This window comes from Blastococcus sp. SYSU D00922, from assembly GCF_054050495.1.
In genome coordinates, this window is the sequence record NZ_JBJGZL010000004.1 from 284,844 (window position 1) to 302,481 (window position 17,638).

The window sequence follows — 17,638 nt, forward strand, 5'->3', positions numbered from 1 at the left end:
GTATGGCGTTCTCTAGCCCGATCCGTAGAGATCGGTAGAACGGGGTAGCGCGTGTCGCGTGAGGTCAGAGGTGCGCGTGCGGCCGGCCGTCGAGCCACGCCAGGACCTCGGCGGCCTGCCGGTCGAGCGTCGCCTGGAAGGGTCCGAGGAACGGGGCCTCGGTCACGTCGAGGCGGTGCCGCTCGCCCTGGTCCAGCCGGAGCCACACCGCCCAGCCGCGGCCGCGCACCCGGTCGACCTCCACGCCCGCGATCTCGTCGCGGGTGAACGTGCGGGTCGACCAGACGTTGCGCACCGTGAGCCGGCCGTCCGCCGTCCCGATCGCGCTGGACAGGAACAGCCGGCCGATGACGGCGACGGCGAGCACGGCGACGACCAGGCCGAGTGCCCGGAACTCCCCGGAGGTCCGCTCGTCGAGGAGGAACACCGCCACCCAGACGACGAGCAGCACCGGCCCGAGCACCCGGGCCCAGGCCGGCGGCCGGATGTCGAGCGGCTGCTCGGTCCTCGTCACGCGGGAAGTCTGCGGCCGTCGACCGCCGTCTGCCAATCTCTAGTGCCGACGCTAGACGGCCCCAGACGCCGCCAGATCCCCCACCGCGGGGCGGGGCACCGCTAGCGTCGCCGTCGTGATCAAGTTCGCGCTCAAGGTCGTCATCCTCGCGGCGGTCTTCTACGGGCTGACCTACTTCGACGTCCTGCCCGGGCTGGACGTCGACCCCAACCCGGACGGGCCGCTGGGGGAGTACGGCACCTACCTCTGGATCGGGCTGATCTTCGGCGTGGTGAACGCGATCGTCGGCCCGGTGCTGCGGCTGCTGTCGCTGCCGTTCGTGGTGCTCACGCTGGGCCTGTTCCTGCTGGTCATCAACGCGGCGCTGCTCGGGCTGACCGCCCTGATCACCGACCGGCTCACCGTCGACGGCTTCGGGACGGCGATCCTCGGCGGCCTCATCCTCGCCGTCGCCGGCTGGGTGGCCGACCAGCTGCTCGACCGCTGACGCGGCCCCGGGCCACGGGTCGGTAACGCCGGACGCGTCGCCGTGAGAAGTGGTCCGGATCGCAGTAGCGTGGCCTGACATGGCCAGCACCACCGTCGTACCGGAGACCCCGGTGCGCGGACCGGACGGCGCCGCCTCGGCCGGGTCTCTCACCGAGCTCGCCGCGCTCGAGGCCGCCCGCGACGAGAAGCGTCAACTGCTCGAGCGCGCCGCCGCGGCGGCGCGCGAGGCGAAGCGCGACCTGCCGGCGGGCTGCGCGCCTGACGACCTGCCCGCCCTGCTGCAGCGCTACTACTGGAGCGAGCCCGCGGCCGAGGTGCTCGGGCACGAGCCGGGCGAGCTCGCCGACCTCGCGCTGGGCCACCTGCGGCTGGCCGAGGTCCGCCCGCCCGGATCGGCGACCGTCGACGCGCAGAAGCTGCCCGACGGCCGCGCCGTGGTCCGCCTGGTCACCGACGACATGCCGTTCCTGGTCGACTCGGTCACCGCCGAGGTCGTGCGGCAGGGCTTCGCGCTGGCGCACATCGTGCACCCGGTGGTCGTGGTGCGGCGGGACCTGCGGGGGAAGATCAAGGCGTTCTGCGACAGCAACCTGGCGGTCGGCTGCGGGTCCGACGCGCTCACCGAGTCGTGGATGGCCGTCGTCCTCGACGGGCCGCTGGACGACGAGGCGAGCGCCGACCTGATCGCCGGGCTGCGCACGGTGCTCGACGACGTGCGCGCGGTGGACGAGGACGCCGAGCGCCTGCGGGTGCGCGTGCTCGAGCTGGCCGACCGGCTCGACCAGCTCGTCCGCCCGGACGCCGACGCCGACCCCGCGGACGACCCCTCGGAGGCCGCCGCGCTGCTGCGATGGCTGGCCGACGGCAACTTCGTCTTCCTCGGTGCGCGCGACCTCGAGCAGGGGACCGGCCGGGGCAAGCCGGCCGCCGCCGTCGTCCCCGGCAGCGGCCTGGGCGTGCTGCGCAGCGACACCGACATGAACGAGCCGGCCGCCCGGATGCCCGCGGCGGTGCGGACGCCCGGCCAGCACCTGGTCACGGTGACCAAGGCCGACACCCGGTCGCCGGTGTACCGGCGGGCCTGGCTGGACCTGATCGCGGTGAACCTCCCCGCCGACCGGGACGGGCGGGCGCGGCAGTTCCGCTTCGTGGGGCTGTTCCCGTCCGCCGCGTACACGAGCAGCGTCGTCGACGTCCCGCTCGTGCGGCGACGGGTCGCCGACGTGGTGGCGCGCTCCGGCGTCCCCTCCGACAGCCACACCGGCAAGGAGCTGCTGGAGGTCCTCGAGACCTACCCGCGCGACGAGCTGCTCCAGGTGGGGTCCGACGAGCTGCTGCCGGTCGCGATGGCGGTGCTGCACCTGCAGGAGCGCCGGCAGACCCGGCTGTTCCTCCGCCAGGACCAGACCGGCCGGTTCTGGTCGGCCCTGGTCTACCTACCGCGCGACCGCTACACGACCGAGGTCCGCCTGGCGATGCAGCAGGTGCTGCTCGAGCGGCTCGGCGGCACGAGCATCGAGTACACCGCCCGGTCCACCGAGTCGGTGCTGGCGCGGCTGCACTTCGTCGTCCGGGTGCCGCAGGGCCGGCGCGGGGCGACCAGGCCCGTGTCGGTCGACGTCGAGGCGCTGCAGGCCGAGCTGGCCGCCGCCGCCCGGAGCTGGTTCGACGAGCTGTCCGACGCCCTGCACGCGCGGTACGGCACCGAGGCCGAGAGGATGCTCGCCCGGGTGGCCGACGCCTTCCCGGCGGCCTACCAGCAGGACTTCTCCGCTCAGCAGGCCGTCGAGGACCTCGACCGGCTCGAGGGGCTGACCGAGGGCCAGCTGGCCATGCGGCTGTGGACGCCGCGCGGCGCCGCGGCGGGGGAGCGGCGGCTGACCATCTACCGGGTCGGGCAGCGGCTGCTCCTCTCGGAGGTGCTGCCGGTCCTGCAGAACATGGGCGTCGACGTCGTCGACGAGCGGCCCTACGAGATCGACCGGATCGGGGCGCCGCCCACCTGGATCTACGACTTCGGGGTCGCGGTGCCGGCGGCCGAGCTGCCGCTGCTGCGCTCCCTGCCGGAGCGGTTCACCGACGCCGTGGGCGCCGTCTGGCGCGGGGATGCCGAGGACGACGGGCTCGGCTCCCTCGTGCTGCTCGCCGGGCTCAACTGGCGGCAGGTCACCGTCGTCCGGGCCTACGTGCAGTGGCTGCGGCAGGCCGGCCTGCCGTTCGGGCAGACCTACGTCGAGCAGACGCTCGCCGCGCACCCCGACGTCGTCGCCCGGCTGGTGCTGCTGTTCGAGACCCGCTTCTCCCCGGGCCGGGTGAACGGGCGGGCGAAGCGGCAGGAGGAGCTGGTCGAGGCGCTGCGCGGCTCGATCGGGGAGGTGGAGTCGCTCGACGCCGACCGCGTGCTGAGCTCGCTGCTCGCCGCCGTCACCGCCACCCAGCGGACGACGTACTACGCCGGTGGGCCGCTCGCGCTCAAGCTCGACCCGCACGCCGTCCCCGACCTGCCCGAGCCCCGGCCGGCCCGCGAGGTCTGGGTCAGCTCGCCCCGCGTCATGGGCATCCACCTGCGGTTCGGCGCGGTCGCCCGCGGCGGCCTGCGCTGGTCCGACCGGCGCGAGGACCTGCGCACCGAGGTGCTCGGCCTGGTCAAGGCGCAGATGGTGAAGAACACCGTCATCGTGCCGACCGGCGCCAAGGGCGGGTTCGTCGTCAAGCAGCCTCCCCCGGAGGGCGCCTCGCGCGACGCCGTGCTCGCCGAGGGCCAGGCCTGCTACAAGCTCTTCATCGGCGCGCTGCTCGCGCTCACCGACAACCTCGTCGACGGCAAGGTCGTCCCTCCGGAGAAGGTCGTCCGCCACGACGGCGACGACACCTACCTCGTCGTCGCCGCCGACAAGGGGACGGCGACGTTCTCCGACCTGGCCAACTCGGTCGCGATCGAGCGCGGGTTCTGGCTGGGTGACGCCTTCGCCTCGGGCGGCTCGGTCGGCTACGACCACAAGGCCATGGGCATCACCGCCCGCGGCGCCTGGGAGTCGGTCACCCGGCACTTCCGCGAGCTGGGCATCGACGTCCAGCAGCAGGACTTCACCGTCGTCGGCATCGGTGACATGTCCGGCGACGTCTTCGGCAACGGCATGCTGCTGTCGGAGCACATCCGGCTGGTCGCCGCCTTCGACCACCGGCACGTCTTCGTCGACCCGACCCCCGACGCCGCCGCGTCGTTCGCCGAGCGCAAGCGGCTGTTCGGCCTGCAGCGGTCCTCGTGGGCCGACTACAACCGCTCGCGGATCAGCGCCGGGGGCGGTGTCTGGCCGCGGACGGCGAAGGCGATCCCGATCTCGGCGCCGATGCGGGCCGCGCTCGGCCTGCCCGACGGCCTGGAGTCGATGACGCCCGTCGAGCTGATCCGGGCGATCCTCCTGGCGCCGGTCGACCTGCTGTTCAACGGCGGCATCGGCACCTACGTGAAGGCGTCCACCGAGAGCGCGCTCGACGTGGGGGACAAGGCCAACGACGCCGTCCGGGTGGACGGCGAGCAGCTGCGCGTGCGGGTGGTGGGGGAGGGCGGCAACCTCGGCCTCACCCAGCGCGGCCGGGTCGAGTACGCGCTCACCGGCGGCCGGGTGAACACCGACGCCATTGACAACTCCGCGGGCGTCGACACCTCCGACCACGAGGTCAACATCAAGATCGCCCTGAACCGGGTGGTCGACGACGGCGAGCTGGACGCCGCCGGCCGCGCCGCGCTCCTGGGCGAGATGACCGACGAGGTCGCCACCGCCGTCCTGGCCGACAACCACGACCAGAACGCGACGCTGGCCGTGGAGGTGGCGTCGTCCCGCAGCCTGCTCGACGCCCACGAGCGCTTCCTCCGCTCGCTGGAGCGGTCGGGCCGGCTGGTGCGCAGCGTCGAGGCGCTGCCCGACGACCGCGGCCTGGCCGAACGGCGGCGGGACGGGCAGGCGCTCACCTCGCCGGAGCTCTCGGTGCTGCTGGCCTACGCGAAGCTGGAGGCCGGCGACGTCGTCCTCGGCACCGACCTGCCCGACGACCCGGCGCTCGAGGACCTGCTCACCGGCTACTTCCCGAGCCGGCTGCGCGAGCGCTTCCCCGCCGCGATCGCCGGCCACCCGCTGCGGCGGGAGATCGTGGCGACGGCGCTGACCAACCGGGCGGTCAACGTCGCCGGGGTCACCGGCCTGTTCCGGCTCTCGCAGGAGACCGGGGTGCCGCTGGACCGGGTGGTGCGGGCGCACGCGGTGGCGCGGGCCGTGTTCGACGTCGACCGGCTCTGGGACGCCGTCGGGGCGCTGGACAACCAGGTGCCGGCGACCACCCAGGTCGAGCTGCGCACCGAGGCGACCCGGCTGGCGGAGCGGACGGCGCGCTGGCTGCTGCGCCAGCCCGATCTCGTCGCCGAGCCGGCACCCCCGGTGTCGGCCGTGCGGGACCGCTTCGCGGAGCCCGTCGCGGCCGTCCGCGACGGGCTGCCGACCTGGCTCCTGGGGCTGGAGGCGGAGGAGTACGCCGCACGCGTGGGGCGGCTCCGCGAGGCCGGGGTGCCGCCGGAGCTCGCCGTCGAGGTGGCCGCCGCGCCGCTGCTGCCCGCGGCCCTCGACCTGGCCGTCGTCACCGAGCGGACGGGCGCGCCGGTCCCGCTGGCCGGGCAGGTCATGCAGTGCCTGGCCGAGCGGCTCGGGCTGGTGACCCTGCGCGAGCTCGTGCTGGAGCTGCCGCGGGACCGGCGCTGGCCGTCGATGGCCCGTGCGTCGCTGCGCGACGACCTGGCCGCCGAGACGTCGTCGCTGACGGAGGACGTCCTCAGCGCACGGGGGTCGGACGGCGACGACCCGCAGCGGCTCGTCGCGGCGTGGGTCGAGAACTGGGACGCCGCCCAGGCCCGCTCCGCCGCGCAGCTGGCCGACATCGCCGCCGGCGACCGGCACGAGCTGGCCGAGCTGCTGGTCGCTGTCCGGACCCTGCGCGGCCTGCGCAAGCGCCGCCAGGCCCGCCGCCTGCCCCGCCCCGGCGAGAAGTAGCCCGCGCCCCTCGTCGAGATCACGTGATCTCGACGCTTCAGACCTCGTGAAGCGCCGAGATCGCGGGATCTCGGCACGTCTGGCCCCGTCTAGCGCGGCGGCTAGAGAAGCGTAGAAGCGGTCAGAGGGCGGGGCGGCGGTCGCCGAAGCGGGTCGCCTGCTCGAAGGCGTGGCCCACCTCGAGCACCCGGCGGTCGGCCCGCGGCGCCCCGATGACCTGCAGCCCCACCGGCAGCCCCTCCTCGGTGAACCCGCCCGGCACCGACAGCGCCGGGCAGCCGGTCGCCGAGATGACCGTGCAGGAGCGCATCCACTCCAGGTAGTTGTCCTGGTGCACCCCGGCGATCTCGGTCGGGTACTCGATCTCCACCGGGAACGGCAGCACCTGCGTGGTCGGCGCCAGCAGCACGTCGTACTGCCCGAAGAACGCGACCACCCGCTCGTACAGCCGGGTGTGCAGCTGCTCGGCGCGCGCCAGGTCGGACCCGGTCAGCTTGGCGCCCATCTCGGCGTTCCAGCGGATCGACTCCTTCAGCTTCTCCGGCGACCGGCGCGCCAGCTCGGAGAAGTTCGCGTCGAACAGCCACGCCCGCAGCGTCCCGAACACCTCGTCGGCGCCGGACAGGTCGGGGCAGGCCTCCTCGACGGTGGCGCCCAGCGATTCGAACACCGCGACGGACGGCGCGAGCACACCGGTGATCGCCGGGTCGACGGTCACCTGCCCGCCGAGGTCCGGCGCCCAGGCGATGCGCAGGCCGTCCAGGCGCTCCGGCAGCGCCGCCGCGAAGCCCTCGCCGGGCTCGTCCAGCGCGATCGGCACCCGCGCGTCCGGCCCGGCCAGCACCGAGAGCTGCAGCGCCACGTCGGCCACGGTCCGCCCCATCGGCCCCTGCACCGACAGCTGCGACCACGCCATGGGCGCCGGCCACGTCGGCACGCGACCGGGCGTGGGGCGCAGGCCGACGACGTTGCAGAACGCCGCCGGGTTGCGGAGGGAGCCGCCCATGTCGCTGCCCTCGGCGAGCGGCACGAAGCCCGCCGCGAGCGCTGCGGCCGCGCCGCCCGAGGAGCCGCCCGCCGACAACCCGTGCCGGTACGGGTTGTGGGTCGCACCGAACAGCGGGTTGAAGGTGTGCGAGCCGGCCGCGAACTCGGGCACGTTCGTCTTGCCCACGCGGACGGCCCCGGCGGCGGCCAGCCGGGCCACGACGAGCTCGTCCCGCAGCGGCACCGTGTCGGTGTGCAGGGGCGAGCCCCACGTCGTCCGCATGCCGCCGGTGGCGTGGGTGTCCTTGTGCGCGACGGGCAGGCCGTGCAGCGGTCCGACCGGGTCGCCGGCCGCGAGCGCGGCGTCGGCCGCGTCGGCCGCTGCCCGAGCACCCTCGGTGTCGAGGGTGACGACGGCGTTCACCGACGGGTTCAGCCGGTCGATGCGCGCCAGGTGCGCGTCGAGCAGCTCGCGCGCCGAGATCTCCCGGGCGCGGAGCAGCGCGGCCAGCTCCGTGGCGGGCCGGAAGCACAGGTCGTCACTCACGCGTGGAGCTTGTCACGCCCCCGCCCGCGTGCGGGCCCGGCGCCCAGGGAACGATGGTCCCCGATGACCGAGCACCAGGACGGCGTGACGTTCGAACGACTGGGCCTGCGGCCGGAGCTGCTCGGCGCCCTGAGCGCCCTCGGCTACGAGGAGCCCACGCCGATCCAGCAGGAGGCGATCCCACCGCTGGTCGAGGGCCGCGACCTGCTGGGCCAGGCCGCCACCGGCACCGGCAAGACGGCCGCCTTCGCGCTCCCCGTGCTCGAGCGGCTGACCGCCCACCGGCGCGAGAAGGCCCCCGTGGCGCTCGTCCTCCTGCCCACCCGCGAGCTCGCCGTCCAGGTGTCGGAGGCCTTCCACCGCTACGGCAAGGACCTCGGTGCCCGGGTCCTGCCGGTCTACGGCGGCGCCCCGATCGTCCGGCAGCTGCGCAGCCTCGAGTCCGGCGTGGACGTCGTCGTCGCGACGCCCGGCCGTGCCCTGGACCTGCTCACCCGCGGCAGCCTGGACCTCGGCGGCGTCGCCACCGTCGTGCTCGACGAGGCCGACGAGATGCTCGACATGGGCTTCGCCGAGGACCTCGAGGCGATCCTCGACGAGACGCCGGAGACCCGCCAGACCGTCCTGTTCTCCGCGACGATGCCGCGGCGGCTGGACTCCCTGGCCCGGCGGCACCTCAGCGACCCGGTGCGCATCACCATCGCCAAGGAGCAGGCCGCCGCAGGGGAGGCCCCGCGGGTGCGGCAGACGGCCTACGTCGTCCCGCGCGCGGCCAAGCCCGCCGCCCTCGGCCGGATCCTCGACATCGAGGCGCCGACGGCGGCCATCGTCTTCTGCCGCACGCGCGAGGAGGTCGACTCCCTCACCGAGACCCTCAACGGCCGCGGCTACCGGGCCGAGGCGCTGCACGGTGGCATGAGCCAGGAGCAGCGCGACCGGGTCATGGGACGGCTGCGCGGGGGGACGGCGGACCTGCTGGTCGCCACGGACGTCGCCGCGCGAGGGCTGGACATCGAGCAGCTGACCCACGTCGTCAACTACGACGTCCCCTCCGCGCCGGAGTCCTACGTGCACCGCATCGGCCGCGTGGGCCGGGCCGGACGGGAGGGCGTGGCCATCACGCTGGCCGAGCCGCGCGAGCACCGGATGCTCAAGACCATCGAGCGCGTCGCCGGGTCGCCCATCTCGGTGCAGACGGTTCCGACGGTCGCCGACCTGCGCGCGCGCCGGCTGGACCTGACGCGCGCGTCGCTGCGCGAGGCGCTGCTCGAGGGCGACCTGGACGGGTTCCGCGTCGTCGTCGAGAGCCTCGCCGACGAGTTCGACCTCATGGAGGTGGCGCTCGCGGCGGTGAAGCTCGCGCACGAGGCCGGGGGAGCGGTCGACGACGACGAGGAGATCCCGCAGGTCTCCTTCCGCGCCGACTCCGGCAAGGCGCCCCGGGCGGGCAACGGCCGGGACGCCGGGGCGCGTCCGCGGCGGTCGGCAGGCGGCCCGGCGGCGCGGCTGTTCGTGGGCCTGGGCCGGGAGGCCGGCATCCGCCCCGGGGACCTCGTGGGCGCGATCACCGGCGAGACCGGGCTGACCGGCCGGGACATCGGCGCGATCGAGATCCACCAGCGGTTCGCGCTGGTCGAGGTGCCGGCGCCCGCCGCCGACGAGGTCATCCGGGCGCTCAAGGCCACGATGATCAAGGGCCGCAAGGCGACCGTCCGCCGCGACAAGGCCTAGGCGGGGTCCTCGGGGACGTTCGGCGGCACCCGGTTCGGGCCCGCCTCCACCGGCCGCGGCCGGTCCTGCCGGTGCAGCCGGACTGCGACGAGCGCGACGTCGTCCTCGGGGTGGCCGTCGACCAGCCGGTCGAGCACCTCGTCGAGGAGCTCGTCGAGAGGGCGATCGGCCAGCTCGACGAGCACGTCCCGCAGCCGCGCGAGACCGGCGTCGAGGTCGGAGTTGCGCCGCTCGACGAGGCCGTCGGTGAACAGGAGCACCGTGGCGCCGCGGTCGAGCGTGACCACCGACTCCCGGCGCTGCACGTCGGGGTCCACGCCGAGCAGCAGGTCGCCCTTCCAGGCAGCGAGCTCGGCCACGCTGCCGTCGGGGTTGATCACCAGCGGCGGGAGGTGGCCGGCGTTCGCCCAGCGCATGCGGGTGAGGCCCCGCTCCAGCTCATCGGGGGTCTGCTCGAACCGGGCCACCGCCGCGGTGGCCAGCGTGCCGGTGCGCAACGTGGTCATGGAGGCGTCCAGCCCGCGCAGCACCTCCGCCGGCCCGGCGTCGCTGTAGGTCGCGATGCCGCGCAGCAGGCTCCGCAGCTGCCCCATCGCGGCGGCGGCCTCGGTGTCGTGCCCGACGACGTCACCGATCACGAGCATGGTGGCGCCGCCGGGCTGCAGGAAGGCGTCGTACCAGTCGCCGCCCACCCGGGCCGCCTCGGCGGCCGGCAGGTACCGGACGGCGATCTGCGCGTGGTCGGGCTCCGGTGGCTCGGTCAGCAGCGAGCGCTGCAGACCCTCGGCGAGCTGCTGCTGCGCGCTGTAGAGCCGGGCGTTGTCGAGGGCCAGCCCGGTGCGGTCGGCGACGTCCTGGGCGGTGGAGAGGTCGTGCTCGCGGATCCCGTCGGCCCGGTAGTACATCGTCAGCAGGCCGAGCGTCCGGCCGCGGCCGCGGATCGGGAGGACGACGGCGACGGCGGGATCGAGCACCTGCGCCAGGTCCCGGGCCTCGCCGGGCGGCAGGAGCTCGATGACGGCACGCCCCTGCTCCCGCACCCGCTCACCGCTGAGCAGCGCGCGCGCGACCGGCGACCCCATGGGCATGGCGTCCAGCCGGACGGCGGCGTACCGCTCGAGCACCGGGCGGGAGGCCGTCTCCGCGTGCCAGGACGCGATGTCGCGCGGCCGGCCGTCGGCGTCGACGAGGGTCACGATGCAGAAGTCGGCGAGGCTCGGCACGACGAGGCGGGGCAGGTGCGCCGCCGCCGCCTCCACGTCGAGCTGGCCGGCCATCTCGGCGCTGACCTGGGCCAGCACGGCCAGCCGCTCGGCCGACCGCTGGGCCCGCTCCTGGTCGCGGCGCCGGTCGGTGACCTCGAGGAAGTAGACCGACAGCCCGTCGGGGCTCGGCCACGCGCGGATCTCGTACCAGCCGTCCAGCGGCGGTGGGTAGTACGCGTCGAACTCGACCGGCTCGCCGCTCGTCACGGCGTTGCGGTAGTTGGCCTCGAAGGCGCTGGCGAGCGCGTCGGGGAAGGCCTCCCAGATCACCCGACCCAGCAGCTCGTCCCGCGTCGCCGCGAGCAGGCGCTCGGCCTCGGCGTTGACGTGGGTGAACCGCCACTCGCGGTCGAGGCTGTAGAAACCGGCCGGCATGGCCTCGAGCACGCGGGTGACCCGCGCGGTGCTCGCCTGCTCGTCGGTCGTGTCGTACGCGGCACCGAGGAACCGGTCCGCGGTGCCGTCCGTCCCCCGGAGCGCCCGTCCGCGGGCATGGATCCAGCGGTGCTCACCGCTGGGCAGGACGATCCGGTACTCCGTCTCGAAGTCGCCGCAGCTGTCGATGGCGGCCTGCAGCGCCTCGGAGACGCGATCGACGTCGTCCGGGTGGAGGCGGTCGTTGAAGGCCTCGATCGTCTGCTCGAACTCGCCGGTGCCGAAGCCGAACATGGCCTGCAGCCGGTCGTCCCAGGTGAGGTTCCGGGTGACCAGGTCCCAGTCGAAGGTGCCGATGCGCGCGGCGTCGATTGCCAGCCCCCACCGGAGCCGGTCCTCCTCGTACTCGCGCACCAGGGCGGACAGCTCGAGCTCGGTGACCACCGACCCGGCGAGCTGGGTCAGCGTCGCGACGTCCTGCGCGGACCACGAGCGGGTCTCGGGCGAGAACACGCACAGGGCGCCGACGACCTGGCCGTCGTGGGTGATCAGCGGGGTGCCGAGGTAGGCGACGACCTCGCCGCCCGACACGGGAGGCAGGTCCCGCACCCGGGCGTCGGTCCGCGCGTCCTCGATGGCGAGCGGACCGGCCAGCGCGGCGGTCACGGTGCAGAGGGACTCGTCGAGCGGGCTCTCGCCGCCGAGCACGCCCGGGGCGAGCCCGACGCCGGCGGGGACGAACTGGACCTGCCCCAGGAGCGACACCTGGCTGGAGGCGGTCCCGAGGAGCCGGGCGGCCAGTTCCGCGAGCCGATCCAGACCGGCGCCGTCGGCGTCCCGTGGCCGGAGACGGGCGGCGGCGTCCGCACGGCCCGGGTCGTGCGCGAGCACGGCGGAGGGGCCGGTGCCGAGGTCGTCGGCCACCCGGTCTGCGGGGTCGTCCACTGGTGCCCTTCTGCCTGGTCGTCCGCCAGGGGGATCGCCCGCGTGCTGGAGCGTCGGGAACCGTTATGCCACGCGAGGTGTGTTGCCCGCAATGGACCGGACGCAGATCACTCCTGGGCGGCGCGGGGCCGGCGGCTCAGGGAGCTGGGACGACGAGGGTCAGTGCCGTGCCGCCGTCATGTTCCACGTGCAACCCCGCTCGCCTCAGCAGGCTCCTGAGTCGCACGACGTCGGCCGGCTCGGCGGTCGTCAGCGCCAGCAGGCGCGCGACCCGGCCCTTGTGCGCCTTGTTGAAGTGGCTCACGACCGACCGGGAGCCGTCGGGCCGCTCGCTCAGCACGTCGAGGGTCACCGCACCCGGCACGGGGGCGAGCGCCGCGTAGGAGCCGCTGCGGAGGTCGACCACGAGCTCGTCCAGCCCGGCGAGGACGGGGGAGAGGACCGGCTTCCACAGCGCCCGCAGCGTGGGCAGGCCCGGCACGGCGGAACCGGCCGACAGCCGGTAGGCCGGGATCGGGTCGTCCGCGCGGACGAACCCGAAGAGCGCGGAGCCCACCGCCAGGCGCCGCCCGGCCCGCGCCCGCTGGGCCCGGCTCATGGAGGCGACGTCGAGGGCGTCGTAGAGGACGCCGGTGTAGCGCTCGACCGCCGGGCGGGTGGGGCTGCTCCAGAGCTGCGCGTTGCGCGCGATCTCGGCGTCCTGCTTCGCCGACAGACCGAGGGCCTCCCGGGCGGCGGGGACGTCGTCGGCGAGCTTGACGAGTGCCTCGGCCAGCTCGGTGCGCACTCCGGTCAGCTCGGGAGCGGCGGTGAGGGCCGCAAGGTCGAGCGGGGCGCCGTCCCCGCCGGGGGCCTTGGTCTCCGAGGGCGGCAGCAGGACGAGCACCGCTACTCCGCCAGGTCGACGACGACGGGGGCGTGGTCGCTCGCGCCCTTGCCCTTGCGCTCCTCGCGGTCGATGCGGGCGCCGGTCACCCGCGCTGCCAGGGCCGGGTTGCCCAGCACGAAGTCGATGCGCATGCCCTCGCGACGAGGGAAGCGCAGCTGCGTGTAGTCCCAGTACGTGTAGACGCCCGGGCCGGGCGCGTAGGGGCGGACGACGTCGGCGTACCCGGCGTCGACGACCGCCCGGAACGCGGCCCGCTCGGGCGGCGAGACGTGCGTCGAGTGGGCGAACACGGCCATGTCCCAGACGTCGTCGTTCTCGGGGGCGATGTTCCAGTCGCCCACGAGGGCCGTGGGGAGCTCGGGCCGCTCGGCGAGCCAGCCGGCCGCCGTCGTGCGCAGCGCGGCGAGCCACTCGAGCTTGTACTGCAGGTGCGGGTCGGCCAGCGTGCGTCCGTTCGGCACGTACAGGCTCCACACCCGCACGCCGCCGCAGGTGGCACCCAGCGCCCGCGCCTCGAGGGCGGGGTCGAGCCCCTCCTTGGCCGCCCAGGACGGCATGCCGGGGAAGCCGATCTCGACGTCCTCGATGCCGACGCGGGAGAGGATCGCGACGCCGTTCCACTGCGAGTGGCCGACGTGGGCGACCTCGTAGCCGATCGCGCTGAACACCATCTCCGGGAACTGGTCGTCCCGGCACTTGGTCTCCTGGAGCGCCACGACGTCGACGTCGCTGCGCTCCAGCCAGGCCGCCACCCGGTCGGCCCGCGTGCGGATGGAGTTGACGTTCCAGGTGGCCAGCCGCATGGCCACCGACCCTACGGAACGGCGCCGGTCACACCTGGACGGGGACCTCGCCCCTCGCGGCCATGCGGGCGCGCATCCGCTCGCGGCTCTCCACGAACCTCGTCGCCTGGGCGTCCAGGCCGGCCAGGAACTCGGCCAGCTGCTCCCGCGCCTGCTCGCCCTCGGGGCCGAGGTCGTCGCGCTCGAACACCTGCCACTTGCGCAGGATCGGGCTGACCACCTCGTCGTGGTGCAGCCGCAGGTCGTAGATCCCGGCCTTGGCGATGATCGTCGAATTCTTGCGGAAGTTCGCCATGTTCGCGCCCGGCATCTCGAAGTGCATCACCTCGTGCGCCACGGCCTTCATCATCTCGTCCGGGTCGATGTCGAACGCCGCCGTGACGAGGTTCCGGTAGAAGATCATGTGCAGGTTCTCGTCCGTGGCGATGCGGGCGAGCAGCTTGTCGGCGACCGGGTCGCCGGTGGCCTTCCCCGTGTTCCGGTGGGAGACGCGGGTCGCCAGCTCCTGGAACGACACGTAGGCGACCGCCTCGAGCGGTGATTTGTCCCCCGAGTCGTAGCCGAGTGTCATGTAGTCCATCCGGGCCCGCTCGAGCTCGACCGGGTCGACGCCACGGGTGACGACGAGGTAGTCGCGGATCGCGATGCCGTGCCGGCCCTCCTCCGCCGTCCAGCGGCCGACCCACTCACCCCACGCGCCGTCCCGGCCGAACCGCGTGGCGATCTCGCGGTGGTAGCTGGGCAGGTTGTCCTCGGTGAGCAGGTTCACGAACATGGCGGCCTTCGCCGTCTCGTCGAGCTTCGACTGCTCCGGTGTCCAGTCCTCGCCCCCGAGGAAGGCGAAGTTGCGGCCCTCGTCCCACGGCACGTAGTCGTGCGGGTGCCACTCCTTGGCCAGCTTGATGTGCCGGTCGAGGTTCTCGGCGACCACCGGCTCCAGCTCGATCAGGACCGCGGCGTGCGGTGATGTCTGGGCCATGCGGACCTCCGGGGTGCCGATGCCGACGCGCCACCCGCGCCGTCGGGACCAACGGCCGCGGTCCTCCGGTGGTTCCCCGGCGGGGTGCCGGCAACCCCTCCGCGCGCCTCCGCCGTACGGGTGGTCCCGCCTCCGTCCGACCCCCTCCCGGCGCAACGGTGCGATCATGAACCCATGACCCGGCAGCGCGGAACGACGGCCGGCGCGTGAGCGCCGGTCCCCACTCCCCTGCCGACGGTCCCGCGGGCGGGGCGAGCGCGTTCCGCCCCAGCGCCCCCCGGCACGCCCGGCAGCGGCGGCTCCGCTCCGCCGTGGGGCTGGCCGCCCTCAACGCCCTCGTCCCCGGGACGGCGTTCCTCGCGGCCGGGCGGCGGGTGCTCGGCGCGGTCACGCTGGCGGTGTTCGTGCTGCTCGTCGGCGGGGGCGTCTGGCTGGCCACGGGCGGCCGGCGCACCGTCGTCCTGACCGCCGTCGACGCCGACCAGCTGGTCTGGGTGGTCGGCGGGATCGCCCTGATCGCGCTGCTCTGGATCGCCGTCATCGTCGCCGGCTACCTGGTGCTGGTGCCGCGTGGCCTGCGGCGGGGGCAGCGGGCGCTGGGGGCGCTGGCCGTGGTCGCGCTGATCGCCGCCGTCGCCGTGCCCGCCGTCTTCGCCGGCCGGCTCGCCCTGGCCCAGCGCGACCTGATCGCCGGGGTCTTCGACGAGGACGGCCAGTCGGCCACCGTCGAGGACACCCCCGACCCGTTCGGGGACCAGGAGCGGGTGAACGTGCTGCTCCTGGGCGGTGACGGGGGAGAGGGCCGCGAGGGCGTCCGCACCGACACCGTCATCGTGGCCAGCATCGCCACCGACACCGGCGACACCACGCTGTTCAGCCTGCCGCGCAACCTCGAGGACCTGCCGTTCCCGGCCGACAGCCCGCTGGCCGCGCTCTACCCGGAGGGCTTCGAGTCGGGCAGCGAGAGCGAGAGCCTGCTCAACGCCGTCTACCGGAACGGCCCGGCCGACCACCCCGACGTGCTGGGCCCGACCGACGACCCGGGCGCCGACTTCCTCAAGCTCGGCGTCGGCGAGGCCCTGGGGCTCGACATCGACTACTTCGTGCTGGTCAACCTCGACGGCTTCAGCCGGCTGGTCGACGCGCTCGGCGGCATCACCGTGAACGTCAACTACTGGGTGCCCGTCAACGGCGACCCGGGCACCGGTCAGCTGCCCGACGACTACATCACCCCGGGGCCGGACCAGCACATGGACGGCTTCACCGCGCTCCAGTTCGCGCGCGGCCGGTTCGGGCTGACCGACTACGACCGCATGGCGCGCCAGCGCTGCACGATCGACGCGATCATCGACGCGGCCTCCCCCGCGACGCTCCTGCGCAAGTACCAGGAGCTCGCGGCGACGACCCAGGACATCATCAGCACCGACATCCCGCGGTCCGCCCTGGACGACTTCGTCGACCTGGGGTTCCTGGTCAAGGACGCGGACGTCCAGAGCGTGGTGTTCGACGCCAGCGTGATCGACCCGGCCTATCCGGACTACGACCAGATGCGCCAGATCGTGCAGAACGCCATCGCGCCGCCCGCGCCCTCGAGCGAGGCGCCCGCGGACGACGCGCCCTCCGGCTCGGGGACCTCGCCGGCGCCGGTGGAGGCCGAGGACTCGCAGCCCACGAGCGCCGAGCCGACGACCGTGCAGGACCCCACGGCCGATGTCGCCGACGCCTGCGCCTTCGACCGCGCCCAGGCGCAGGAGGCCCTCGCGGCGGGCAAGCCGCCCACGCGCGGCCGCTGACCCTGCGGGTCAGAGGGCGTCGAACGGTGCGGCGTAGCGGAAGGCGCCGCCCACCGGGGGCCCGGTGAGGTGCCGGGCCTGGAAGTGCGGGCCCCAGGCGGGATCCGGTGCGGCGATCCCCAGCTCCGCGGCCGGCCGGAAGTCGAAGCGCCGGTAGTACTCCGGCGCGCCGAGCAGGGCCGCGACCCGTTCGCCCGCGGCCTCGGCGACGGCCATGAGGGCGTGCACCAGGGCGCTCCCCACGCCCGTGCCCTGCGCCCGGGGCAGCACGCCGAGCGGCCCGATCCCCAGGGCCGGGACGCCCAGCGGCTCCAGCCACCCGCGCGTGGCCAGCACGTGCCCCACGACGGCGCCGTCGCGCACGGCCACCAGGGACAGGTGGGGCAGGAAACCCACGTCCTCCCGCAGCTCGTCGGTCAGCCGTGCCTCGACCACGTCCTCGTGCCGGTCGGCGGCCCGGCGGCTGAACGCCGCCCGGTGCAGCGCCCGGACGGCGTCGTGGTCAGCGGGTTCCTCCCGGCGGACGTGCACGCGGGCAGTGTGACCGCGAGCCCGGCGCCGCGCACCCGGTCACGCCACGGGCTCGTTCATCGCGGCGATCATGATCAGGTTGCCGCAGGTGTCGTCGAGGACGGCGGTCGTCACCGGGCCCATCGACGCCGGCTCCTGGGTGAACGTGACACCGAGACCCTTCAGCCGGTGGAACTCGGCGTGCACGTCGGCGACGGCGAACGAGGTGAACGGGATGCCGTCGGCCACCAGGGCCTCCTTGTACGGGCGGACCGCGGGGTGGTCGCTCGGCTCGAGCACCAGCTCGACGCCGTCCGGCTCCTCCGGCGACACGACGGTGAGCCAGCTGTGCTCACCCATGGGGACGTCGTTCTTCTTCACGAAGCCGAGCACCTCGGTGTAGAAGCGCAGCGCCTTCTGCTGGTCGTCCACGTGGATGCTGGCGAGGTTGATCCGCATGTCAGGGGTCCCTTCGGTCGCCGGGCAGGTGCCAGCGTTCGGTGATCGTCCGGAGGGGCGAGGTGTCCAGGTCGTGGAACTTGTAGCGACCCTCGCGGCGGGTCCGGACCAGGCCCGCGGCCTCGAGCACGTCCAGGTGCTGCGAGACGGCCTGCCGCGACGAGCTGAGCCCGTGCCGGCTGATCAGCCGGGTGCACAGCTCGAACAGGGTCTGGCCGTCCCGCTCCTGGAGCTCGTCGAGGATCGCGCGCCGGGTCGGGTCCGCGAGGGCCTTGAACACGTCGCCGCCCACGACGGGACAATAGGCAAG

The 17,638-nt window shown here is 74.3% G+C and carries 13 protein-coding genes; 4 read left to right on the forward strand and 9 right to left on the reverse strand.

Going from position 1 to position 17,638, the window contains the following annotated elements; all coding sequences use genetic code 11:
* Nucleotides 1-64: 64 nt before the first annotated feature.
* Nucleotides 65-514, reverse strand: coding sequence for a hypothetical protein (locus ACI78T_RS08530; RefSeq protein WP_456557657.1), 450 nt, complete (start codon nt 512-514; stop codon nt 65-67).
* Between the two features lie 115 nt (nt 515-629).
* On the opposite strand from ACI78T_RS08530, the gene ACI78T_RS08535 reads away from it, so the two are divergent.
* Both ACI78T_RS08535 and ACI78T_RS08540 read left to right on the forward strand, forming a co-directional pair.
* The gene (locus ACI78T_RS08535; protein WP_456557658.1) at nt 630-1,001 is read left to right on the forward strand and encodes a phage holin family protein; all 372 of its coding nucleotides are present in this window, start codon (nt 630-632) and stop codon (nt 999-1,001) included.
* A 79-nt stretch (nt 1,002-1,080) separates the two neighbouring features.
* Entirely contained in the window at nt 1,081-6,045 is a 4,965-nt protein-coding gene (locus ACI78T_RS08540; RefSeq protein WP_456557659.1) for an NAD-glutamate dehydrogenase, read from the forward strand.
* A 121-nt stretch (nt 6,046-6,166) separates the two neighbouring features.
* Here ACI78T_RS08540 and ACI78T_RS08545 read toward each other — a convergent pair whose 3' ends face one another.
* Nucleotides 6,167-7,579, reverse strand: a complete 1,413-nt coding sequence (locus ACI78T_RS08545) for an amidase (RefSeq protein ID WP_456557660.1) — start codon at nt 7,577-7,579, stop codon at nt 6,167-6,169.
* Between the two features lie 63 nt (nt 7,580-7,642).
* Here ACI78T_RS08545 and ACI78T_RS08550 point away from each other — a divergent pair, with 63 nt between their 5' ends.
* A complete protein-coding gene (locus ACI78T_RS08550; protein WP_456557661.1) occupies nt 7,643-9,310 on the forward strand; it encodes a DEAD/DEAH box helicase in 1,668 nt (555 codons plus the stop codon).
* Here the strand turns inward: ACI78T_RS08550 and ACI78T_RS08555 are convergent.
* The 4 genes from ACI78T_RS08555 to ACI78T_RS08570 form a co-directional block, all read right to left on the reverse strand.
* Nucleotides 9,307-11,895 carry a SpoIIE family protein phosphatase gene (locus tag ACI78T_RS08555; RefSeq protein WP_456557662.1) on the reverse strand — a complete coding sequence of 863 codons (2,589 nt, stop codon included), beginning with the start codon at nt 11,893-11,895 and terminating at the stop codon, nt 9,307-9,309. The genes ACI78T_RS08550 and ACI78T_RS08555 overlap by 4 nt on opposite strands.
* Before the next feature lie 136 nt (nt 11,896-12,031).
* Nucleotides 12,032-12,781, reverse strand: coding sequence for a peroxide stress protein YaaA (gene yaaA / locus ACI78T_RS08560; RefSeq protein ID WP_456557663.1), 750 nt, complete (start codon nt 12,779-12,781; stop codon nt 12,032-12,034).
* A 2-nt stretch (nt 12,782-12,783) separates the two neighbouring features.
* A complete protein-coding gene (locus tag ACI78T_RS08565; RefSeq protein ID WP_456557664.1) occupies nt 12,784-13,587 on the reverse strand; it encodes an exodeoxyribonuclease III in 804 nt (267 codons plus the stop codon).
* 28 nt (nt 13,588-13,615) lie between these two features.
* Nucleotides 13,616-14,566, reverse strand: coding sequence for an acyl-ACP desaturase (locus ACI78T_RS08570; RefSeq protein ID WP_456557665.1), 951 nt, complete (start codon nt 14,564-14,566; stop codon nt 13,616-13,618).
* A gap of 206 nt (nt 14,567-14,772) precedes the next feature.
* Between ACI78T_RS08570 and ACI78T_RS08575 the strand changes: the two genes are divergently transcribed.
* Nucleotides 14,773-16,359, forward strand: a complete 1,587-nt coding sequence (locus ACI78T_RS08575) for an LCP family protein (protein ID WP_456557666.1) — start codon at nt 14,773-14,775, stop codon at nt 16,357-16,359.
* A gap of 9 nt (nt 16,360-16,368) precedes the next feature.
* Here the strand turns inward: ACI78T_RS08575 and ACI78T_RS08580 are convergent, their stop codons facing one another.
* From ACI78T_RS08580 to ACI78T_RS08590, 3 genes are read right to left on the reverse strand one after another with little or no spacing between them, the layout of a single operon-like run.
* Nucleotides 16,369-16,890 carry a GNAT family N-acetyltransferase gene (locus ACI78T_RS08580; RefSeq protein WP_456557667.1) on the reverse strand — a complete coding sequence of 174 codons (522 nt, stop codon included), beginning with the start codon at nt 16,888-16,890 and terminating at the stop codon, nt 16,369-16,371.
* Between the two features lie 39 nt (nt 16,891-16,929).
* Complete coding sequence (locus tag ACI78T_RS08585) at nt 16,930-17,328, reverse strand: VOC family protein (protein WP_456557668.1); 399 nt, start codon at nt 17,326-17,328, stop codon at nt 16,930-16,932.
* A 1-nt stretch (nt 17,329) separates the two neighbouring features.
* Nucleotides 17,330-17,620: an ArsR/SmtB family transcription factor gene (locus ACI78T_RS08590; RefSeq protein ID WP_456557669.1), complete on the reverse strand. Its 291-nt coding sequence runs from the start codon at nt 17,618-17,620 to the stop codon at nt 17,330-17,332.
* Between the last annotated feature and the right edge of the window lie 18 nt (nt 17,621-17,638).

Excerpts from the sequence above, each read along its gene's own strand:
- ACI78T_RS08540 (WP_456557659.1), top strand. The coding sequence starts at position 1,081 with ATGGCCAGCACCACCGTCGTACCGGAGACCCCGGTGCGCGGACCGGAC.
- ACI78T_RS08565 (WP_456557664.1), bottom strand. The coding sequence starts at position 13,587 with ATGCGGCTGGCCACCTGGAACGTCAACTCCATCCGCACGCGGGCCGAC.
- ACI78T_RS08570 (WP_456557665.1), bottom strand. The coding sequence starts at position 14,566 with ATGGCCCAGACATCACCGCACGCCGCGGTCCTGATCGAGCTGGAGCCG.
- ACI78T_RS08585 (WP_456557668.1), bottom strand. The coding sequence starts at position 17,328 with ATGCGGATCAACCTCGCCAGCATCCACGTGGACGACCAGCAGAAGGCG.
- ACI78T_RS08550 (WP_456557661.1), top strand. The coding sequence starts at position 7,643 with ATGACCGAGCACCAGGACGGCGTGACGTTCGAACGACTGGGCCTGCGG.